This is a genomic window from Sphingobacterium sp. SG20118 (genome assembly GCF_044740685.1).
Lineage (GTDB): Bacteria > Bacteroidota > Bacteroidia > Sphingobacteriales > Sphingobacteriaceae > Sphingobacterium.
The window spans coordinates 3068160-3091206 of record NZ_CP172826.1 but is presented as its reverse complement, the minus strand read 5'-3'; the positions used below and the strand labels follow the sequence as shown (position 1 = coordinate 3091206).

At 35.5% G+C, this 23047-nt stretch carries 17 protein-coding genes; 6 read left to right on the top strand and 11 right to left on the bottom strand.

Features of this window, described 5'->3' with window-relative positions; all coding sequences use genetic code 11:
• Window position 1: 1 nt before the first annotated feature.
• Window positions 2-1093 carry a zinc-binding dehydrogenase gene (locus ACFX5U_RS14395; RefSeq protein ID WP_400261138.1) on the bottom strand — a complete coding sequence of 364 codons (1092 nt, stop codon included), beginning with the start codon at window positions 1091-1093 and terminating at the stop codon, window positions 2-4.
• A gap of 216 nt (window positions 1094-1309) precedes the next feature.
• Here ACFX5U_RS14395 and ACFX5U_RS14390 point away from each other — a divergent pair, with 216 nt between their 5' ends.
• The gene (locus ACFX5U_RS14390) at window positions 1310-2185 is read left to right on the top strand and encodes a glycerophosphodiester phosphodiesterase family protein (protein ID WP_400261137.1); all 876 of its coding nucleotides are present in this window, start codon (window positions 1310-1312) and stop codon (window positions 2183-2185) included.
• Window positions 2186-2215: 30 nt separating this feature from the next.
• Here the strand turns inward: ACFX5U_RS14390 and ACFX5U_RS14385 are convergent, their stop codons facing one another.
• The 7 genes from ACFX5U_RS14385 to ACFX5U_RS14355 all read right to left on the bottom strand — a co-directional run bounded on the left by ACFX5U_RS14385 (window position 2216) and on the right by ACFX5U_RS14355 (window position 10116).
• The gene (locus ACFX5U_RS14385; RefSeq protein WP_400261136.1) at window positions 2216-3148 is read right to left on the bottom strand and encodes an ergothioneine biosynthesis protein EgtB; all 933 of its coding nucleotides are present in this window, start codon (window positions 3146-3148) and stop codon (window positions 2216-2218) included.
• Entirely contained in the window at window positions 3114-3404 is a 291-nt protein-coding gene (locus tag ACFX5U_RS14380; RefSeq protein WP_400261135.1) for a hypothetical protein, read from the bottom strand. The genes ACFX5U_RS14385 and ACFX5U_RS14380 overlap by 35 nt, the downstream gene beginning before the upstream one ends.
• A gap of 13 nt (window positions 3405-3417) precedes the next feature.
• Window positions 3418-4407: an L-histidine N(alpha)-methyltransferase gene (locus ACFX5U_RS14375; RefSeq protein ID WP_400261134.1), complete on the bottom strand. Its 990-nt coding sequence runs from the start codon at window positions 4405-4407 to the stop codon at window positions 3418-3420.
• Between the two features lie 133 nt (window positions 4408-4540).
• On the bottom strand, window positions 4541-5692 hold the full coding sequence (locus ACFX5U_RS14370) for a PepSY-associated TM helix domain-containing protein (RefSeq protein ID WP_400261133.1): 1152 nt from the start codon (window positions 5690-5692) through the stop codon (window positions 4541-4543).
• A gap of 2 nt (window positions 5693-5694) precedes the next feature.
• The gene (locus ACFX5U_RS14365; RefSeq protein WP_400261132.1) at window positions 5695-8031 is read right to left on the bottom strand and encodes a TonB-dependent receptor; all 2337 of its coding nucleotides are present in this window, start codon (window positions 8029-8031) and stop codon (window positions 5695-5697) included.
• Between the two features lie 228 nt (window positions 8032-8259).
• Window positions 8260-8673, bottom strand: a complete 414-nt coding sequence (locus ACFX5U_RS14360) for an SRPBCC domain-containing protein (protein ID WP_280566421.1) — start codon at window positions 8671-8673, stop codon at window positions 8260-8262.
• 237 nt (window positions 8674-8910) lie between these two features.
• The gene (locus ACFX5U_RS14355; protein ID WP_038699542.1) at window positions 8911-10116 is read right to left on the bottom strand and encodes an MFS transporter; all 1206 of its coding nucleotides are present in this window, start codon (window positions 10114-10116) and stop codon (window positions 8911-8913) included.
• Window positions 10117-10492: 376 nt separating this feature from the next.
• Between ACFX5U_RS14355 and ACFX5U_RS14350 the strand changes: the two genes are divergently transcribed.
• Both ACFX5U_RS14350 and ACFX5U_RS14345 read left to right on the top strand, forming a co-directional pair.
• On the top strand, window positions 10493-11860 hold the full coding sequence (locus ACFX5U_RS14350) for a sulfatase-like hydrolase/transferase (RefSeq protein ID WP_280566426.1): 1368 nt from the start codon (window positions 10493-10495) through the stop codon (window positions 11858-11860).
• 235 nt (window positions 11861-12095) lie between these two features.
• Entirely contained in the window at window positions 12096-13565 is a 1470-nt protein-coding gene (locus ACFX5U_RS14345) for a glycoside hydrolase family 76 protein (RefSeq protein WP_400261131.1), read from the top strand.
• A gap of 136 nt (window positions 13566-13701) precedes the next feature.
• Here the strand turns inward: ACFX5U_RS14345 and ACFX5U_RS14340 are convergent, their stop codons facing one another.
• Genes ACFX5U_RS14340 through ACFX5U_RS14330 form a run of 3 tightly spaced genes read right to left on the bottom strand, consistent with a single transcriptional unit; the run spans window position 13702 to window position 17622 of the window.
• Window positions 13702-13812, bottom strand: coding sequence for an AraC family transcriptional regulator (locus ACFX5U_RS14340; RefSeq protein ID WP_400263600.1), 111 nt, complete (start codon window positions 13810-13812; stop codon window positions 13702-13704).
• Between the two features lie 10 nt (window positions 13813-13822).
• Window positions 13823-14482 (bottom strand): response regulator, encoded by a 660-nt coding sequence (locus ACFX5U_RS14335; RefSeq protein WP_400261130.1) that lies wholly within the window; start codon window positions 14480-14482, stop codon window positions 13823-13825.
• Window positions 14479-17622, bottom strand: a complete 3144-nt coding sequence (locus tag ACFX5U_RS14330; RefSeq protein ID WP_400261129.1) for a two-component regulator propeller domain-containing protein — start codon at window positions 17620-17622, stop codon at window positions 14479-14481. The genes ACFX5U_RS14335 and ACFX5U_RS14330 overlap by 4 nt, the downstream gene beginning before the upstream one ends.
• A gap of 325 nt (window positions 17623-17947) precedes the next feature.
• Between ACFX5U_RS14330 and ACFX5U_RS14325 the strand changes: the two genes are divergently transcribed.
• From ACFX5U_RS14325 to ACFX5U_RS14315, 3 genes are all read left to right on the top strand, one after another.
• Window positions 17948-18166: a hypothetical protein gene (locus ACFX5U_RS14325; RefSeq protein ID WP_144243335.1), complete on the top strand. Its 219-nt coding sequence runs from the start codon at window positions 17948-17950 to the stop codon at window positions 18164-18166.
• Between the two features lie 284 nt (window positions 18167-18450).
• Window positions 18451-20292, top strand: coding sequence for a glycoside hydrolase family 2 protein (locus ACFX5U_RS14320; protein ID WP_400261128.1), 1842 nt, complete (start codon window positions 18451-18453; stop codon window positions 20290-20292).
• A gap of 1280 nt (window positions 20293-21572) precedes the next feature.
• On the top strand, window positions 21573-23036 hold the full coding sequence (locus ACFX5U_RS14315; RefSeq protein WP_051959958.1) for an IPT/TIG domain-containing protein: 1464 nt from the start codon (window positions 21573-21575) through the stop codon (window positions 23034-23036).
• The last annotated feature ends 11 nt before the right edge of the window (window positions 23037-23047 follow it).

The following is a 23047-nucleotide window of genomic DNA, read 5'->3' as shown; positions in this document are numbered from 1 at the left end:
CTTATTTGATGTTCATATTGATACCTACTCTAATTGGCTTGTTTGCTATTGCATAGTCGAAGGCTTCATTCACTTTCTCTAGTGGGTATTCCTTCTCTACGAGTGATAAAAATGGATATTTCTGCCAGTTACCAATGATGAAATCCACTGCTGTATTAAAATCTTCGTAGTTGTAGTTATGAAGACCTTTAAGTGTTAACAGGCGTCTGATCATCTGCTCGGCATCGATCTCAATTTTACGTTGCTTGAACACTGCCCCTATAAATACTGCCACCCCGTTAATGTCTAGTTTTGCTATTCCAGCTTCCATAGCGTCGGGAGCACCACTCATGTCTATGAAGCAGTCAAATAAATTGTCTGTTTTAAAATGTTGTAAATCAGTGGCTGTGGGTGACTTCGTGTTGATTGTGGCAGTAGCACCGAATTTTTTAGCTAATGTTAAACGTTTGTCATCAATATCTGTAACCGTGATGCCAATAGCACCAGCCTCTCTACACATAGCGATACATACTAAGCCTAGTAAGCCCATCCCAGAAATTAAAACCTTTTTTCCGGATATTGCTCCAGCTAATCTAATTGCTCCTGCCGAAGTAGCTATTGCACAATTGATGGTGGCAGCAATAGGAACAGGAAGTTCGTTCGGTAGGATTCGGATATGTGTATGTGGTCTCAAGATGATATGCGACGCTAAACCACCATGAAAGGTGTCGGATTCGGTAATTATTCTGTGACCGTATTTGTAAAGTATATCATTTTTTTGTGGACTTTGGTCATTATAACTTGGGGTATTAGGATCACTGGCATATACGGTCCAAGTAATCATGTTGCCATTCCTAAGTAATTGTCCTGTGGCATCTTTTAAATTATTATCGAGATTGATACTTATTATTGTCCCTACAATTTCGTGCCCAAGTATCGTAGGACAAGGTTCTTGGCGAAGGCCACAAAAGGTATGTAAATCGCTGCCGCAAAGCGTTGCGTAGTCAATTTTAACGAGTATTTCACCGTCTTTAATATTTGGTATTGTACTTAATACGGATCGAAGTGGGGATTTAGCTTTGTCAAAAACGAAGAATTTACCTTGCTTAGTCATAATTGTATTTTAAATATAGTATAAAGTTTTGCAATACTAAACAATGTTTATGTATACTATATTTTGTAAGTATTAAATTTATGTTAATTTTGTCTTGAAAATTATTTCATTAGTTTTATTTTTTGAATAGATTTTATGTGATTATTTAACAATATTTAAACTTTAAATTGATGATTTAATAAGATAGAATGGCTAGTTTTAGAACAAATTATATTTATGAAATATCTATTTTATACGATAGGAATTTGTAGCTGTTTGCTTTTAAATAGTAAAGCTTTTGCTCAGAATATGCACACGCTGGCATTCGAATCAATCGAAGAAATGCATAATTTTTTTAGATATTCTCCAGGAAAGAAAATTATAAGTGGACACCGTGGAACAATTGAAGATGGTTTGCCAGAGAACTCAATACCTGCTTTTGAAGCGGTTTTGAAACAAACTCAAGCTATTTTTGAAATTGACCCTCGCTATACGAAGGACAGTGTAGCGATATTGCTCCATGATGCAACTTTGGATCGTTGTACTAATGGTTCGGGAAATGTGGCGGACTATTCATGGTCTGAGCTTAAAAAATTGAAGTTACGCGATCACAAAGGAAATGTAACTGAGTATGGTATCAATACCTTAGCAGAGGTTATTCAATGGGCGAAAGGTAAAACAATCTTAAATCTTGATAAGAAAGACTTGTCTCTAGAGAAAACAGCAAGTATTATGAAAAAATATAATGCTTATAGTTGGGTATGGGTAACGGTACACAATGTCGAACAAGCAAAGTTTTATTTAAAGCAAAATAAAGATCAATTTATGTCTGTACATCTCAAAGATTGGGATGCATTAATGAAGTATGATCAATCGGGGTTACCATACGACAGAATGATTGTATATATAGGACCAGAAATAAAAAAAAGCAATAAATCTTTATATCGTTTTTTGAATAAAAAAGGTGTTATGTGTATGATTTCTTCTGCTCCAACATATGATAAATTGGCCACAAGAGAGGAGCGAGCTTTAAAGTATAGCGCAATTTTTGCAGACGGTGCTTCGATTTTGGAAACAGATCTCCCTATTGAAGCTAGTAAATCTATTAACTAATGCCTTGGTATACATCTTTGATTTTGAAGTTTAACGTGCCAGTCTGATACCTGTATACTGCCATTGATGTTGGGTATGAAAGAAATTACGATATGTTTTTCTACTATGTCCTGGCGATGTTGCATCTGAAGCGCCTCTTAAAACCATTTGATTTACCATAAACTTACCATTGTATTCTCCCACTGCTCCAGGTTCTTTTTTAAATCCGGGATAGGGAAGGTACGCACTGCCTGTCCATTCCCAACGCGTGCCCCAATCAAATTTATCGGATGCGATTTCCCACTCTGCTTCAGTAGGTAGACGCATGCCTTTCCAATTTGCATAAGCCGAAGCTTCGAAAAAGTTGATATGATTAAGGGTAGCATCAAGATCAAGCTCATGTAATCCAGACAGCGTATAATACATCCACTGATTATCAATTTTATGCCAATATAATGGTGATTTGACTTGATTTTCTTTTACCCAGTCCCATCCTTCAGCATGCCAATGTCGAAAATCTAGATATCCGCCATCTTCCATAAATTGAAGATACTCACCATTGCTAACAAGGCGGTTGCCAATTTCGAACTCTTGGAGGTAAACTTTATGCTTTCCTAGCTCATTGTCAAAGCTGAACCCATCTCCTTCAAATCCGATTTCATATAGACCAGCCGGAAAGGGAATCATTTCAATAGGTAACGGTGTTGGAGATACAGGAGGAAGTTCTTTTGTGTAGGGCGGGAAAAGAGGATTGTGTCCTAAAATATATTTGATATCTGTAACTAACAACTCTTGGTGTTGTTGTTCATGGTTAAGCCCTAGTTCAAGTAAAGCAGCGATGGATGCTATAGTTTGAAGTCTTTGTTGGAAAAAAACGCGCATATGTTCATCTACATATGATCTATAGCGGTAGATATCTTCAACGGAGGGGCGACTGAGATTTCCACGGTCAGTTTCTGATAACACGTGCACCCACTGTTTCATAATAGCTGTTGAATACATAGGTGTATTGCGAGTCAAAAACTTGGTAGTTAGGGAGATGAGGCGTTAGTAGGAAAGTCTCAAAAAACCATGTAGTATGCCCTAAGTGCCATTTTGGAGGACTTACATCTACGATAGGCTGCACCACATAATCTTCAATTGCTAGAGGTGTACAGATATGAGTTGAATGCTGTCTAATGGCCAGATATCGGGTTTCTAGTTCAGCAAAATAACTTGCTATGTTTGAATCTGTTTTCATATTGTTTTTTTATTTATGTGACCTTCCAAATGGCATCCATAAACCATTTCTTCGTATCATATAATTCTGTAACTGTCACAAATCCCGATTCACGAGCAAGGTCATGGATATCTTCTGGTGAAAATTTTTGGGATATTTCCATGAATATTGCTTCATTCTCGTAGAAGGGTATCTGGTACTCTCCAATAGTAACTTGCTGGTTAATAAGACTGATGAGGTAGCTTCTACAAGCACCAGTGCTAGGGTCGTAGGTTTGGTAATGTTCAAATTGGCTGATGTCGAAATCAGCATCGAGTTCTTGATTAATGCGCTTTAGAAGGTTGAGATTGAAACTGGCTGTAATGCCAGTACGGTCATCATAAGCCTGTAATATGGTTTTGGGATGTTTTTTTAAATCAAATCCTATCAATAGATAATCGCCAGCACTTAATTTATTTTTTAGTTCTGAACAGAATTGTAGTGCTTGTTCATACTCCATATTGCCGATATTACTACCTAAAAATAACACTACTTTTCGTCTTGACGATAATGTTGTTGCCTGATCGATCATTTCAAAATATTCACCCTTTAAGCAAATGATTTCGAGATTTGGAATACTGTTGTTGAGTTTGTTTTTTAGAACGGAAAGGATATTGCCTGAAATGTCAATAGGCATAAAACTAAAAGTAGCGCCTTGGTCTACTAAATATTGGAGTAAATAAGAAGATTTTATAGCATCGCCTGCACCCAACTCAATAAGGTCAAAAGGTTCATTATTTGGACTAATAAAATCAGCAATTTGGGCCGTTTTAGTTTTGAAGATATCAAGCTCACAGTTGGTGAGATAATAGCTCTCCATGTTCATGATTTTTTGAAATAGCTCATCTCCAATCTTATCATAGAAGTATTTGGAGGATAACTTCTTGGGGTTGCTTCCTAAATCTAGTAAGATATCTTGGCGAAATCTATCAACTGTTTTGGAGATCTTATTTTGATGATATTTATGATGTGGGTTAATGTTCATTTCTCCCAGTTTTTTTATTATGTATATTTCAAGTTGGAATATTACTAACCATTTAGAGATATAACATATAAAATGTAAGAGTTGTTTGCATGAACCATGATGCTTATGTAATAAAGCTATTGATAAAATGTCATTATTTTCGTTTCTTCTTCTTCATTTTGTTGATCCAAATGATCATTCCTGTGACTGGAAGTGATGCACATATTAGTCCCATAAGAAATGTTAAAATTTTGGTTGTTAAACCTCCATAACTTCCAACATGTAGGTCATAGTTCATTGCTCCAATTTTATCACCTAACGGAGCATTTTTAGATTGATTTATCTTTTGAATTTGGCCAGTTGATTGGTTAAAGTAATACCAGATGAATTGACCCGTTCGATCTTCAACGAATCGTACTTGAATATCTTGGGGGTTTGCAATATTTTTCCGTAGTCGAATCGACATCATTTCTGCATTCGGATGTTTATCAAGGGTGTAAATGAGAGCATTGTCTAGGGTTTTACTTTGGGTTTGTGGTACTTTATCGAATTTTTTATCAAGGTTAATTTTTTGAGAGAAACTAATCGTATTGAATGTTTTTATATAAAAATCTTTAAAGGAAGGAAATGTGAACGCAATACCTGTGCATGCTAATAATAGAGCAAAAGAAAAACTATAGAAGCCAAGGATTTGATGTAAGTCATAATTCAATCGTTTCCACTTTACGTTGAAATTAAACCAAACTTGCCTTTTTACTTTTTTTAATTTCCATTTCTTCGGCCACCATAGGACGATGCCGGACAGCAATATAATAATGAATAGTACTATTGAAATACCAACTACCCAATGTCCTATTTGTTTTCCTAGTAATAGGTTCATATGTAATTGCAGTATAAGTTGAAAAAATTCCGTTTTAGAGTTTTCTACATACTGCACTTTACCCGAATAAGGGTTTATGAATATCCGTTTATGGTAAATGAAATATTGATTATGGCCGAAGGCATGTTCATTGGTTTTTACAGCTCGAAATACCCAAGTTCGGTTGGGAGAAAGGTATAGGTCTGCCCGACTGATATGTTCTTGTTTAGGCAGCGCCTTTTGAGCGTATTCAATAAGCTGAGTAAGAGGTAATGGTTCGTTATGATTTAATAAGCCATCTTGTAAATAGTATTTTTGCGGATAAATCATTAACTTGAGTTCATCATGGAATACATAGAGGCAGCCGGATAAGCTGACAATAAAAACGACTATGCCTGTAAAAAGACCTAGCCATTTGTGTAACCATAAAATACTTTTCTTAATCATTATTAAAATTGGTAATGTAAGTTTAGAGAAGTTACTGTACCGCTTCCCTTTACATACTCAGCATCTAATGCGCGATATTGACTTACTGTTGGATAATATGATGTATTGAAGAGGTTTTCAATGCCAAGACCTATATTCCAATATTTATTAAGCCTGTAGTTTCCAGATATATTGAAGATATCTACATTTTTTATAGGACCTTCACTATTATTGTATTTTCCTTTATCATTGCGCATGAATCGATCGCGTGATCCTGTATGTACCCAAAATAATTGCAAATTTAATTGTTGATTGGGTCTGTAATTGAAAAATCCTGTTGCCTTTGGTGGTGCAATCCTAGATCCATTAAGATACAATTTACTGCCGTCATCCATTTTAGCTTCACCTTCAACGTATGCGTAACTACCACCAATGCTTATCTTTTGACTAAGTTTTGCATCCAATGCGATCTCATAACCTGCTACTTCTTCTGGTTCGCGTTGTGGCATAAGGAAACCACCTACATCAACTAAATTGACACCTAGATCTGAGGTACTGATATAGTACGATGCTGAAATATTGAATATGCTGAAACGGCTTGAAAATCCGGCTTCATAATTATTGGTTATGATGGGGTCTGTTTCTAGATTTCCAAGTGTATTTTCTTTGGCTCTACGTAGTATACGTCCTAATTCATTGATGGCAAATCCCTGTGAAAAGCTGATGAAAGGATTGAAATAATCATATTTTGTATAGCGCAATCCAGCATTAAACATGGTAGCCTTATATGGAATACTGCCTCCACTCACCATTATGCTACCTTCACCGCCCGGACCTGTAGCTATAGTATGATAATCGTTGACCTTAACGGTAGCATTTTCATAGCGAAGTCCACCTTTGAAAACTAGGTTTTCAATAAGATCGGCTTTTATTTGCACATAAGGTGCAAAGTTAACCATATTCATTTTAGGTATATAAACACGGCCGTCTGTTAAGTTTTGATAGGTAACATCTTTCAATAAATCCAAGCCATAAGTTAATTCTGTCGGAATTGTCAAAAGTTGAAAAGGTGTATTCAGATTTAACCGTAATCCTTTTTTATCCGAATTGATCATGGTCTGGCCTGGGCCATACCAAGCTGTACCCGTAGCGACATATCTGTTCATGGAGCTGAATGAATTTAAATATGCCGTCATATCCAATTGTGTAGAACGAAAGAGATTATTTTTTGAGTAGGTCAACATGGCATTATGGTTATAAGGTGTGCCTGCGGGTTTCCCAGGTTCTTCTCCTTTTATACCGATTGTAGGGGATGCTCCATATACACCATTTTTACTGATATATTTTGCACGTTGTGTGCTGCCATAATAATTGTAAAATCCTGTCACCGTACTACTAGAATCAATTTTATAACCAAGCTTTACAAATGCATTGTACTGGTAGGAATTAGAAAGACCATCTGTCTGTCCGAGAGGTATGCCTTTGGAGTCTTTTTGTAATCCGGTATAGTCAACTGACCCTGATGCGGTGTAGCTCCATTTGTTTATATTGCCTGAAAGTTGCTGTGATAATTTATATCCCACAGTTTCTTGCGGATCAAAAGGATTAATAGATGTACCCACAACAGTTTGTCCGCTTATTTTTTTATCATCATTGTTTTTTTTGGTGATATAGTTGATTATACCTCCACCAGACCCATTTCCATAAATTGAAGTTGCTCCTTTGATAACTTCGATACGTTCAATGACATTTGGATCAATAGTACGTAAATCTCTAGCGCCGTTCATGAGTGGTGTCGATTGGGGAATACCATCTATCAATACTAAAACGGCACGTCCACGCAGTGTTTGACCTGAGTTTGTAGCTTTGTTGGTTGAGGTTCCTAAACCTGGGATAGCGTTACCCAGTACAGTCGCCAAGTTGTTTGTGATATTGGTTTGAGCCTGAATATCTTGTTGATTCAATATTGTGATAGAAGAAGGTATAGTCGAAATACTTTCGGGTTTGCGCCCAGCGGTAACGACAATTTCATCCAACACGCGTGTGCTCGTAAACATGACGATATCTTGAAGCTGATTATCTGGATGATTTGAGAATTTGAATGTTTCTTCACGAAATCCGATAGCAGAAAGGGTTATTTTTTGATTATTGATGGAGTCAATATTTAACAATAAAATACCGCTAGTGTCTGTACTTCCCAATAGGTCTTGATTGATACGGACTGTAGCTCCAGCGATTGGTAGGCCTTTCTCTGACTTGACCCGTACTCCTTGCTGTGCATGGCAAATGAATACTTGAAGCGATAGTATAATAGACAATAATTTCCATCTCTTTTCAATGGATTGTAATGAAATAGGCATCTGTATTATTCTTATATTAATTTAGATTTGTTCTAAACAATAGGCAAATATACGATCTATTTTATTTTAGCAAAATATTTTTTTATTTTTTATTGAAGTATTAGGCATATACTTCTTTTGTAAACGTTACTTTCCTGCAATTCTTTTTGTTCTATATTAGAATACAAAATGATTTTAATAAGATGATATGGAATTGTAAAATAAGGGAACTGCTATTAGCCGATTGTTTCATTGCTCGATAAATTTGCGGAGATTGAATAGTATCTTATCCCATCCCAATTGATAGTTTTCTGGAGCAAAATCTGGACCTCCATCGCTGAGGTTTTCAATACCGGAGTGTTGTAAGGTAACTGTGGTAAATTCATCTTTTTCTGTTAGTAACCAGGTAACCTTTGTAGTCCCTTTACTGTAGTCGGGATGCGTCCATGTGTGTGAAAATCTTTTAAAAGGAATTATTTCAAGAATAGTACATACATGTAGAAATTGTTGTTTAGCGCCTGGTTCATAGAAGTGGAATGTTGCACCTAGGATAAGTTCAAAATCTGGAATTTCAAAATACCAATTTTTGAACAGTTCTTTATTTGTAATAGCTTCCCATATGATAGCTGTATTTTTTCGAATTAAAACTGAAGATGTAATCATGATTGATATTTAATTGATTTGTCTAAATATAAGTGTAAAAACAACTACCATACCCTTGAAACAAAACGCATTATTTTCATAATTGTTTTTTAAAATGTTTTGTTGATTAGAGTAAAGATGTATGGTTTTTCGATTATTCGGACTGTGTTAAATAAGGACCAAAAATCGATATAAAAAAAGCCTCTAATTATTTTAGAGGCTTTTAGAATGGTTTGCGTAAATGTTCTAGCTATCTATTTATGTCCATTGCTTATATGCTTTTTTCATCTTAATTACAATTAGTGTAATAAAACCTAATATCGCAAATATTGCATATCCTATTCCTATTTCGGTTTGTGTTTGTGGATTGACTAAACTTACCACGATGTAGCTAAGTGCTGAGGTCACTAAATAGGTAATACCACCAGCTAAACCTCCTGCTATTCCTGCAGATGAAGGGAATCTACCCAGGCAGTAACCAAAATAGTTGTTGAATATAAACCCGGCCGTTACATGAATAAGGAATGCAAATAAGGCTAACGTGAAAAGATTGGTGATATATGGAGATATTACAATCATTAAAACAATGAATCCAATCTGTAGGTAGTTGGCAAATTGCAGTTTCGGAAGTAAGGATTTCTTTATTAATGCACGACCGATAAATCCGCCCGACATCCAGGCTAATCCCATAAGTAATGAAATATATCCTGTTGTAATGGAACTATAGCCAAGGTCATGTTCGATAAAAAAAGGACCACTTAAGTTATAGAACATAACGAGTCCGTAGCTAATACCACACATGAGTACACCAAAAGTAAAATCTTTGGTTTGCAACATGGTTTTGAATTCGGTAACTAAATATTCCAGTCTAAGTGGGTTTTTCTGACGGATTGTTTCTCCTGAAAATATGAGTTCCAAAAAGAAAAGTATTGTACTATACCCCGCAAGTAACATGAAATTGGAGCGCCAACCAAATTTTGCCTGTAAATACCCCCCGATAAATGGAGCTATTATGGGCGCTAGTGACCACACAATGGTAATGGCACTGAGATAACGTTTTCGTTCTTCACCTTCATAGACATCGACAAAATATGCACGCTTAGATACGACAACAAAGGCAGATAATATCCCTTGTATTATACGCATTGCATAGATAATCAATATATTATCGGTTGTTGCGGTAATCCAGAAGCTGATGGTGAAGAGAAAAAGAGAGATCAATGTAATTCGATATCGTCCCCAAGCGTCAACAAGAGCACCAGTAAAGAATTGTGCAACTCCATAACTAATTAGAAATAGGGATAACGTCAGTTGTATCTTACTTTCTGCTAATCCCAATTCTTGTGCCATTTGCGGCATAGAGGGTAAGTAAATATCTGTTGCTAAACCTGAAATGGGAACTAAAGCAAAAGCAATTAGTGTGGGAGCAATTGATCGGCGTGAATTTATAGTATTATTGTACATGTAATATGTGTAGTGCTAAAATGGGTTAAGCGAATATGTTTATATCTAATATCTACTTGCTAAAACATAAATGAAAGGATAGCAAGGATGCATGAGACACTTGACCTAAATTAAATGAACAGATGTGCAAAGGTATAAAATTCAGTTAAGATGATAACCGTTTATTTGCAGTCTTGGAATTTTGGGAGGTCCTTACCTAACCTTAAAAGTGATGATCGTTATTACTCGAAATCGTTTTCGTACTTTAATCGGACCTATATTGAACAGTCATCCTTATATTAATTATATTCGTTAAAATTATAAACTGTCCTTGCTTATTTTTTGTATTTATATAGGATTTGGTAGGTTGAGAAGTTACACTTGAAGTTTAATCGTTATGAACATTTTTCTGCTTTTGCCCCGCGGCCTATTAGTCTTATTTGCTATAAGTTTTTATACCAGCTTGCAAGCTCAAAAACAACCGCCAAATATTATTTTTATATTGACGGACGACATGGGCTATTCGGATTTGGGATCTTATGGAAGTCCAAATATTTCAACTCCTTTTCTAGATTCTATAGCAGGTAAGGGCGTACGCGCTACAAATTATGTGGTTTCGACTCCATCATGTACTCCTTCAAGAGCCTCATTGTTGACAGGTCGATATGCTTCTCGTTATAACCTGCCCCAACCCATAGGTCCCGGATCGGAATTGGGTCTACCTGATGATGAGGTAACCATCGCTGAAATGTTGAAGAATAGGGGATATGAGACTGCGTTAGTAGGAAAATGGCATCTTGGTGATAAACCAGAATCATTACCTAATGTACAAGGCTTTGATTTTTTTTATGGCATGCTTTATAGTCATGATTATCGTGCTCCTTATGTAAAGACCGACACCATTATCAAACTTTTTAGAAACCGTACTCCTGAAGTATTTGCGCCTGATGATTCGGATTTAAGCCAACATTATCATCGTGAGGCTCTTGGATTTATCGATAGGCAAAAAAAGGATAGGCCTTTCTTTTTGTATTATGCCCATAACTTTCCACATCTACCGATTGCATTCTCAAACAAGAAGAATCCCTATACTTCAGTACAAAATGCAGGACCTTTAGGTGCCGTACTATATGAATTAGATCAATATATAGCACAACTATGGCATGCATTGGAAGCAAAGGGAATGGATAAAAATACCATTTTGATGTTTTCTAGTGATAATGGACCTTGGATTGAATACCCATCACGTATGGCAGATGATCAGGCAACAAAAAATTGGCATGTAGGGACTGCTGGAGTATTTAGAGGGTCTAAAGCTTTGACTTATGAAGGTGGTGCACGTGTTCCATTTATTGTTTACGGTAAAGGAATCATTCCCGAGGGGAAAGTCATTCGTTCTTCAATTAGTAACTTGGATATTTTACCTACCATTGCTTCTTGGACTGGGGCTGCGCTACCAAATAAAAAGCTGGATGGACAATCGATTTGCACGTTATTGGAAGGTAAAGAAGCGGATTTAAATTATAAACATAGACCGATATTTTTGGTTAATTATGGCAAGCCCGAGGCGGTTAAGGTGGGCGATTGGAAATATCGAGTCATTACACAACGTACAAATCTTATTTCAGGTAAAAATGAACAAACGGTAGAAGAGTTATTCAATATTGCTTGGGACCCAAGTGAAAGAAGTAATTTGATTCATGAATACCCAGAAAAGTTTGTTGAGCTTAAAAAGGTGTTCGAATCATTTGATGAGAAAGAATGATTATTTTCAGACTTTTTGATAAAACCAATCCTTTTTGTGTTTTTTTGGCTTAAGTAAAGGAGGATGGAATGTCGTTGGTAGAAGAATATTGGACCTATTCATGCATTTTACACTTAAATTGATTGTGTTTGTCAGTTATTTTTTTATTATAAGATAAATATTAAATGGATATCCTTATCTTAGTTTAAACTAAACGCCCTGGTCTCAGGGGATTTAATATAAATCTAAACTTCATATGAAATTTTCAAGAAAGCTGAAAAGCGTTTTTGTAGCTGCTGTGTCAGCACTGCTTGTGCAATATGGTACATTAACGAATGCTGTTGCAAATCCGCTCCATGAGGAGAATCCAATTCGTTCATCTGAATTAGAAAATCAGAATCTGTTGCGTGCAATTCAACTCGTCGATAAGTCTGTCGCCACCTATTTTAAGGGCGATGGGATGGCGATGGGTAGATTTTACAACCCCGATACAAAAGAATTATCGCAGGAAAGAGGAAGTGTGTGGATGTATACTGCAGCTATTGAAGCTGTAAATGCGATATTAACGGGCTTGAAGTCCCAAAAAGATAATGGTAATGCTACATTGTATAATCAGCATTATAACCGCAATGTGGTGCTTTTGAAGAGCTTGTTTGAAAATGCTGCTTATTACTTGGGAACTTTTAAGTTGATTTCATTTACTCAAGAAAAAGAGTGGACAGTGTATGCGGTAGACCGCGTGAACGAAAAGGGAAAGGCAAATGTGACTGGGATATTGAATGTGTACGATGACCAAATGTGGCTTGTGCGTGAATTATTGGATGCGTACCACTTAACAAATGATTCTTCGTTTCTTGAGCAGGCAGAGTATTTGACGGACTATGTGTTGGATGGATGGGATACAACATTAGATGAAAAGGGTTTGGAGCATGGAGGTATTCCTTGGGGACCAGGTTATGTGACCAAGCATGGATGTAGCAATGGCCCAATGGTGAGCCCATTAGTGTGGTTACATGAAATCTATAAAGGTAAAAATGATAAAATTGAGCATCGTTATATCGATGTTAAAGATAAAAAAACACGTCGTGTATCTAAAGTAAAGAAGAGTGATTATTACTTGAGATTTGCACAGAAGGTATACGATTGGCAAAAACGTTATCTTTTAAATAATCAGGGCGTATATACGGACATGATGGGGGATTGTTCACCTGATTGTTCAATTGCTTATGAAACTGTAAAAGGTATAAAATATCGTGCAAATACATTTCTGAAATCAGCTGTAGGACCTTCTTTTTCTTATAATAGTGGTACGATGTTATCTGGAGCCGCAGATCTCTATCGGGTAACGAAATTGAAAAATTATCTTGAAGATGCCAAATTATTATCCCATGCTAGTTTCGACTACTTCGCTAAAATAGGAAAACAAGTACCGGGTTATTATAGTTACGAATCCAGTGGTTTTAATAATTGGTTTAATGGCATCTTACTTCGTGGTTTTTTTAATTCCTATCCACTCAATAAGGATACAGGAATTTATTTGGAGTCTTTTCAAAAAAATCTAGATTATGGGTATTCAAAATTCTTAAGGGATGGTTTTTTACCTACTGATTTACTAAAGGGTTGGGATAATGATAAAGAAAAAAATAATCTGGAAGGTATGTTTATGTTTACTTATGCAAGTCAATACGCCATCTTGTCTCAATATGAATTGAGCAAATCCAAATAAGGCTATAATATTGGAAATCTGTAAAATTAGAGGATACATGGGCATTTGACAGATTTTTAACACAAACAAAGATGAAGGATGCTATTGCAAATAGTCATTTTATAAAATACCCCATAATCATGGGGTATTTTTTCTTTTAAGAATGTTGTCTCTGTTGTTCTAAAAATTCGGATGGACTCAATCCGAATTGTTTTTGAAAATTTCTGGAAAAATGAGTCGCCGAACTATACCCGAGTAAGTGTGATATTTCATAAATTTTATATTTTCTTTGTATTAAGAGTTTCTGCTGCTTTCCTTAGTCGGGTTAAGTTAATGAGTTCATTGGGTGATAGGCTTGATACGACATTTATTTTTCGATATAATGTAGGTCTACTCATGCATAATATATCGGCCATACGGTCAACATTGAATTCAGGATCGTCCAAGTGATTTTGAATAATTTCGTCTAATTTTGATAGAAATTCTTGATCATTTTGGCTTTGTCCAATACTTTGAATTTGTGAAAGGGGGTTATTAACAAAAAAGGTTTTAACCTTGAGTCTGTTCTTCAGGAGGCTTGCTATTTGTGCTCGTAAAAAAGCTGGTGAAAATGGTTTTTCTATATAGGCATCAGCACCAAATTCTAAACCTTGAATTTTAGATTCTATACTGTTTTTGGCCGTTAACAAAATCACAGGAATATGAGAAGTCATGATATTTTCTTTTATATGCTGACATAATTCATAACCATCCATTTCTGGCATCATAATATCGCTTATAATGAGGTCGAAATTATCGGAAGACAATAATTTCATAGCTTCTACACCATTGCTACTTACTTGTATTTCGTAGTCTTCGCAGAGGTCATCTGCTATAAATTCAAGTAATTCTTGGTGATCATCTACTAATAGTATACTGGCTTTTGCATTTTTCATCATGATGTTAAGCTTTGATTTAAAGGTAACGTTAATACAAATATGTTGAATGAAGTTTCATCGGTTTTGTAAACTAATGAACCTTGATGTTTTAAAGTCAATGATTTTGTTAGGGCTAATCCTAATCCACTTCCTGAAATATTTTTATTTCTTTTTAGACGATTGAATGGTTCAAAGATATGTTCTCGATCTATTATAGGAATGAGTAATCCATCATTTTTTACGGTCATGGTCATTATGTTTTTTTCATCACTTATTAAGCTGATTTCTATATGCTTATCAGAATATTTAAGCGCATTATTAATGAGATTGTAGCAAATTTTTTCGAAAGCATCTAAATCAATTAATGCTATGATATCTACATGAATTGATTTGATTAATATACGATTCTGTGCATTTAATGTTTCTATGAAGTTTTGGATAATCTCTTCTAAAATTAGACTCACATTGTGGGAAGCAAAGTTTAATTTGAATCCCTCTGCCTCGACTTTTCTGAAGTCCAATAACTGATTGCTAAGCTCAATCAGTTTGTTGGTGTTGTTTTCCATTGTATTGAGCAACTTGTCTATTGTTGGACTTCGGTCGACTTTGTCCATTAATTTTTCCAAAGGTGCCTTAATTAGTGTTAAGGGTGTTCGGATTTCATGAGCCACATCAGTATAAAAATTAATCTTGGAGCGATATAGTTCTTGATCTCTTATATTTTGTGTTGTTAAGATATGTTGTCGGTTACGTTGCTTAATTCTTTCATTGAAATGATGGATAATGAATGCAATCAATCCGATAGTGATAAGAACATAGATGAAAAATGCAGGTATACTTGCCCAGATAGGTGGCAAAATTTCTATTTTTAGAGTTTTGAGTTGTTGAATCGGGACACCGTTTGGATCATTAGCCTTAACCATGAATGTGTATTTTCCTGGTGCTAGTTTAGTGAAGTATACTCGGGGGGTACCGTTAATTGGATTCCATTTTTCATCCATTCCCTCCATTTTATAGCTATAATTTATTGAGTGGGGCGCTTGAAAGTGCAGAGCCGCAAAATCTAGACTAAATGACGATTCATCATGTTTGAGTTGTATGTTTTCAGTAAATAGAATTGATTCCTTTAAAATAGGGGAATCGTCTGTTTGACTAATCTCACGATTATTAACAGTCATGTTTGTGATAAAAATTGGGGTGGCAGAATTGTAATTTATTTGATTTAATCTTTCTGGTTTAAATCGGATTAAACCATTGATAGTTCCAAAATAGAAATTACCATTGTCGTCATCAAATGAAGAATTATAATTGAATTGTAGTGTTGGTAGACCAGATTCCATATTGAAGATCCTTATTTTACGATCTTTTTGACGATAGCGGACAAGCCCTTTTGAAGTTGCCACCCACATATTATGTTGTTTATCTTCTAAAAATGACAGGACTACATTACTTGGCATGCCATCGTCCATATTAAAACTTTCAAACTCGTCTTTATCTGGGTCTTTCTTTACCATTCCACCTTCAGTGGCAATCCAAAGTTGTTTTTTTGAATCTTCAAATAGACTATTGATACGATTATTTGGAAGGGCCTTTATATTATTTGATTTGTGCGTATAGTGCTTAAAGTGTTGTGTATTGGGGTTGTAGCAAAATAATCCATCTCGCCAGGTTCCAATCCATAAGTTACCTTTGAAATCTTCTAGAATGCTGGTGTAGAAAATATGGGTAGGGACATTTTTAATCAGAAAGAACTTTTTTGCATCGAGGTCAAATCGATAGAGACCACGTGTGGATGCAGCAAGTATATTTCCATTTTTTGTTTGATATAGATGAAATATGAAATTGCTTTGTAGCTCTGAATTGTTTTGATCTAGATGATGGGTTACCTGCAACTGATTAAGATTGAATATATCAAGTCCATTTACAAAAGCCCCGACTAACAATTGATCATGAATGGCGAGTAGTCCATGCACATTATTATTAGCAAGGGAGCTATTTTGGCTCGTGAAGTTTTGTATTTTATTGTTGGAAATATTCCACTTTGCTACCCCTCCGTTTTCTGTACCAATCCAAATGTGACCCTCTTTATCTTTTTTTATGCCCCGAACAACTGATCCTTTTAAATTGTCAACATGGTCGCCAGGTAATATTTTTTCTATTATGCTATTATGGGCATGATAATAATTGAGTCCACCGAAATAGGTACCTAACCATATTCCGTTATCTCTGTCTTGTAATATATTGTAAATAGCATCGTCCGAAATACCCCAAGGGTTATGTTGTTCTTTACGTAGATTGACGAATGTCTTGCTGGAGATTTGATAAATAAATAAACCAGATTCGGTCGCAAACCAATACTCTTGGTCGTTTGGTTGGACAATATCTCTGACATATAAAAATTGTTTCAATTGTTTTTGCCCTAGTATAGGTGATAAATTACGATTATTTAAATCGTAAGAAAAAACACCTGCTTTTGAAGTTCCAATGAGTAAATCTCCGCTTTTAGTTTCTACAATTTTCTCAATACTAAACCAATCTTTTTTTTCAAAATCCGTTGTGAAATCAATAAAAATGGAGAGTTGGTATTCGTTGCTAACTTGATAGATGATCCCTTCTGGAGTCCCAAAATATAGCTTTCCTGATTTCGTACTACACAAAGCTGTGATATATAAATTGGATTTGGTTATTTGCTTTGTGGTTTTATTCATCAAATTGTGTACATAAAGCATTCCATTAGAGATGAACCATAATTGATGTTTTAAATCTGTTGTAATGACTGGAACTTCTGTACTTCGAAATTTCTCGTCTAATATTGTGAATTTTTCATGTAGTGGGTCGTAAGAATATATTCCTTGATCAGTACCAATCCACATTTGTTTCTGACTGTCTTCTTTTAATGATATAATGGAATTACTTCCTAAGCTATTTGGAACATGTTGCGAATGTGTAAATTTTTTGAATGTATTTCCATCAAAACGATTCAAGCCATCCTTTGTTCCAAACCACAGAAATCCATAACTATCTTGCATACTGCAGATGACTGCATTGTTGGATAGTCCTTCATTTATTTGATAATGATTGAAATAATAAGGTTGGGCATGAATACTAAATGAAAGTAGAAAGTAAGCCAAGGAAAGAAGCAACAATTTTATTTTTATCATGTCTAATTGGTTATTGATACAAAACAGCTACATAATGAAACTATTTCGTTTATCAATATTTTGAAAATTTAGGATTTTAGCTCTTGTTGAGTTGAAGATAAAAAGAAAAAAGTAAATCATACCTTTTATATGCAACTATTTCTGTCAAATTGTTGTTTTAAGATTGTTTTGAAGTATAGGATCTCTTAATTTAAAGAGATTTAAGTAGCGCACCGAATTGATACGAATACGCATATAATTGAGAAAATTCGAAAGTAAGGTTACTTCGTTATATCTTATATTTGATATAATCAATAATAACAAGGTAACCTAAATATATCGGTTTTTGGCTATACAGATTAAACAATGGAATGCTAATAAAAACGCAATCAGTATCATTAGGAGACCATTGACCTATGCCTTAAAAATAAAAGAAGATTATGTCCAAAAGGATGGAGGATCGACGATTTTAAATGTCAAGAGTCTGTTTATCCCACAAAATGACCCTCTTTTGAAATACTTCCTTTTAGTGAATGTAATGATGTTCTTTTACAAGATCAGTTGAATGATTTGAAAAATTAAAATTGGTAAAAAAAAAAGCAACGCCTAATGATGGATTCCAGTTTGAATCTCATGCAGAGTCAATTTTAATATTTGTAAAAGTAAAAAGAATATCAGGGTAGAAAATTGACGAGCATGGATTGACTGGTTTACTGCTAGTAAGTTTAGTAAAATCCGAGAGGCCAAGAGAGGAAGTTGAGTTAATTTTGATGGAGGATGCACGATTAATAATAACGGCTTTCCCTGCCGTAAAATAATGAAATTGTTAAAGATTAAATGTTTTTTATAATGAAGAGAACTGTATTATTTGCGAGCTTAATGTTAGCCGTACAAGTGAATTTTGCTCAGGATTGGAAACCTGCGGGTTCGCATATTTTGACTTCTTGGGGTGAACAAGTAAATGCACATAAACCACATCCAGAATACCCGAGACCACAATTGGTTCGTGCTAATAATTGGCAAAATTTGAATGGGCTATGGAAATATGCCATTACAACTGCCACTACTAATGATATTCCAACGCAGTGGGAGGGCAATATATTGGTTCCTTTTGCTGTTGAATCGGCTTTATCTGGTGTAGGTAAAGAAATTGGTAAGGACAAAGCACTTTGGTATAATAATACGATTACATTAGATAAAGCCGTTCAAAAAAATAATGTTTTATTGCATTTTGGTGCTGTTGATTGGCAATGTGATGTTTTTATCAATAATAAATTAGTCGGGCGGCATGAAGGAGGATTTGATCCATTTACTATGGATATCTCGTCTTTTCTTAAAAAAGGAGCTAAACAAGATATAGCTATCCGAGTCTGGGATCCTACAGATGATGGGCCACAACCACGAGGGAAGCAAGTAAATCATCCCAATGGGATTTGGTATACTCCGGTAACAGGTATATGGCAAACGGTATGGTTAGAGAGTGTTCCGCAAAGTCATATTGTAAGTACTAAACATACACCGCAACTGGATGCTGGAAATTTAACCTTTGAAGCTACAATAGCAGCGAGTCAACCGGGGGATCAAGTCATGGTAAGAGCTTTAGACGGAACTCGAGTTCTTCAGGAGCAATCTGGCGAACCTAATCATGCATTTAATATCGCTATACCTCAGGCTGAACCTTGGTCACCTTCTAATCCAAAGTTGTATGATTTAGAAATTCAGTTGCTGCGAAAAGGGAAGGTTATCGATCAGGCGAAAAGCTATTTTGCTATGCGTAAAATATCGATGGAAAAGGATAAAGATGGTATTCAACGATTGATGTTGAATAATAAGTTTACCTTTCAATATGGTCCGTTGGATCAAGGATGGTGGCCTGATGGGTTACATACAGCTCCCTCAGATGAAGCTTTGAAGTTTGATGTTATCAAGACCAAGGAGATGGGGTTCAATATGATCAGGAAGCATATTAAAGTGGAACCAGCTCGATGGTACCGTCACTGCGATAGTATAGGTATGTTGGTGTGGCAGGACATGCCAAGTGGTGATTTAGGAGGTAATAATTGGGATATGCAACCAGGGAAAATATCAGGAGGTATTCGCGATAAGGATCGTTCTGCCATATCTGAAGGATATTATAGGAAAGAGTGGAAGGCGATTATGGAAGTGCTACACAATTTTCCGAGTATCGTGATGTGGGTGCCATTCAATGAAGCATGGGGACAATTCAAAACCAAGGAAATTACAGAATGGACAATTGCGAATGACCCTTCTCGATTAGTAAATAGTGCCAGTGGTGGTAATTTTATGGAGACGGGGCATATATTAGATATTCATAATTACCCAGATGCAGCAATGCCAGATCCTTCATTGTTTGGGGCCAATCAGGTTTTAGCATTAGGAGAATTTGGAGGTTTGGGACTACCAGTTGATGGGCATTCTTGGCAACAGAAGGATAATTGGGGATACCAAAGTTTTAAGAATAAGGTTGAATTGTTTGATCGTTATAAGAGATTGATTCATGATTTAAATCGACTGATTCCTATGGGTCTTTCGGCAGCTGTATATACACAGGCAACAGATGTTGAGGTTGAAACCAACGGATTGATGACCTATGATAGAAAAGTGATTAAAATGTCTGAACTGGAATTGAATTCGCTGCATCAACCTTTGTATCAATTTCAATTAAAGTAATCTGAGTTCAGTATTTTAATTGAATTGTCCGAAAAGTGCTGACAATAGAAATTAGATAGGTTGGTTTGGGGGCCTTGCGTATACCTGTGTACGGAAAGGCCCTTTTTTATGACCGTATGAACCCAATTTATTTCTTTTCTGGGGAAGTTTTAGTGATGCCGATACACAAGGAACTTATGGGGTTGCATTGACCAATGATGGGTTAAAAGTACCTGATTTAGGAAGAAAATTTAAAGTAGCCGCTGGAGATTTTGAAGCTGTTATGATTCATAAACGCAGAGGGTACTATTATTTTTTTTGGTTCAAAATGTTCTTGTTGTGAAGGTATAAATAGTACGTATCTATCCCAATCATCGCCTTTCTTTAAATCAGTAAAATAATATTCAGAAGATGATTCATCATGTAAAGAAGCATATTAAAGTTTAGATTGTGTAAGGGGGAACAGCATTAATATAAAATTAAGAAGTTAAATCATCCATTTTCATATTTATCAAAAATATGAAAATGGATGATTTTTTGATTTAAATGAAAATAGCATTCTCCTACCTACTGTTATTTTGATACAAACTCCTCTGAAAGTAAACTTCGTATTGTTTAAAGGAGTTTGATATCATATTCAAGTTGTCATTTATGTGATGTATGATATTAATAAGCAGACTATTGAGATGAATTGATAGTGCCATGTTTTTCGCATTTATTAAATTTGATTAATCAATTGTAGAATTAAACCTTCTGAGATACATTAGATATTTTACTTTAAGTCGCCTGCTATTTTTAGGTAGCAAGATGACAATTTAGACGATTTCATTTGCGCTATTTTTAGAAAACTAGCCTATAAATCTGAAGGAAAGATATTCGTGAATACGCTTATGTTGTCTTAAAAAAAGGCGCAAATTATCGAAAGGAAATTATAAAAATAACAAATTATAAAGAAATTGAAGCCGTAATCAGGTTTTTTTTTAACCCTACAAGCTAATTCCATTTAGCTGTAATATTTTAGATCAATTATGCAGATATTAATATTAAACGCCTCCTTGAAAAGTGCTTTGTCGATAGGGCCATATGTACTTCTTAAGGAATATGAATTAAAATTGCTAACTACACCACCTTAAACTTATCGTCCAGTAGAAACTCACCTTTTAGGAATTTCTATCCATATTGAATTAATCAGATTAATCGATTATATATTTCCAACCTCAATATTATTGCTTGAAAAATATTGAAGTATAGGTGAGGCAATACATTAAAATAGAAGTATAAATTTTAACCAAATTATATTTATGATAACTAAACAGTTTATAAAAAGCAATAGTTGGTTCGTAAGCAGTATGCTATGGATTTTTATTGCATTTAGTTTTGGAATGGGGGGCTGTAAAGAGGAGAATAAGAGTGTCGTGGAGCCGGTAGCCTTTAATCCATCTAAACCCGTCGTAGTATCCGATTTTAGTCCTAAATCAGGAGGTATGGGGCAACGCCTTGTAATATATGGACAAAATTTTGGTAACGATGCCAAGAATGTAAAAGTGCTTATAGGTGGTAAGCAGGCGAAAGTAATTAACGTACTGGGAGAATCATTATATTGCTTGGTTCCAAGACAGGCATTTAATGGCGATATTGAAGTGCGTGTAGGTGATTCAGATAAACAGGTTATTGGTAAATCCGAGAAACCTTTTGACTACCAGCGCAAGATGGTAGTATCTACTGTTATTGGATATCGAAATGCTCGAGGTGACGAGCCCTGGAGAGACGGTAAATTTAAAGATGTAGACCAAAGTAAAATGGCGAGTGGATTCTGGGAACCTTCATTTATGAAATTCGACCCACTCAATCCAAAGCATCTCTGGATGACATTTGATAATAATAATGGTCTTTATTTAATAAATTTTGAGGATAGCACGGTTACCAAAAAACGTTCTGATTTTGATAGACCCCGTAGCATTGATTTTACAATTGATAGTAAGCATATGATTATAGCTGAAGATCGTGGAGGCGAAAATGATAGGGCTACATACAGGTTGTCGCGTGATCGACAATGGCAGGATAGAGAGGTGCTGACCACCTATAGGCAGTGTAATGGGGCCTCTGTTCACCCCATCAATGGGGAGATGTACTTTAATAGTTACGAGAAGGGTCAATTTTTTCGTTTCGATCTGAATAAATATTTTAATGAGGGACTTGGAGTTAAAGATTATCAACAGTTGTTCGTGGTGCATGATCCAAATTGGGAGTATAAGATATTGATACACCCCACTGGTAACTACGCATATATTGTAGTCATTAATCAGCATTACATCCTTCGTGTTGACTACAATTGGGAGAAGAAACAATTTAATCAACCCTATCTGGTCTGTGGTCAGCTTAAAAGTGCCGGCTATGAAGATGCAGTTGGCTCCTCTGCTCGTCTAAATAACCCTTATCAGGGTGTTTTTGTGAAAAACCCAGCCTACGAAGCTGATGGTAAAACGGATGTATATGATTTCTATTTTACAGAGCAGGAGAATCATGCGGTTCGTATCTTAAAACCAGATGGTAGTGTGACGACTTTTGCTGGTAGAGGTAGCTCGAGTATTAATGCTAATCCACATGGTTACGTAGATGGCGATTTGAGGCAGGAGGCTCGGTTTGATAGACCCTCTGGGATCGCATACAATGAGACCGAAGGTGCATTTTATATTGGAGATCAATCGAATCGTCGTATACGTAAAATAGCACTTGAAGAAATGGATCAAAGTATTAACGAATAATCAGTGATTTT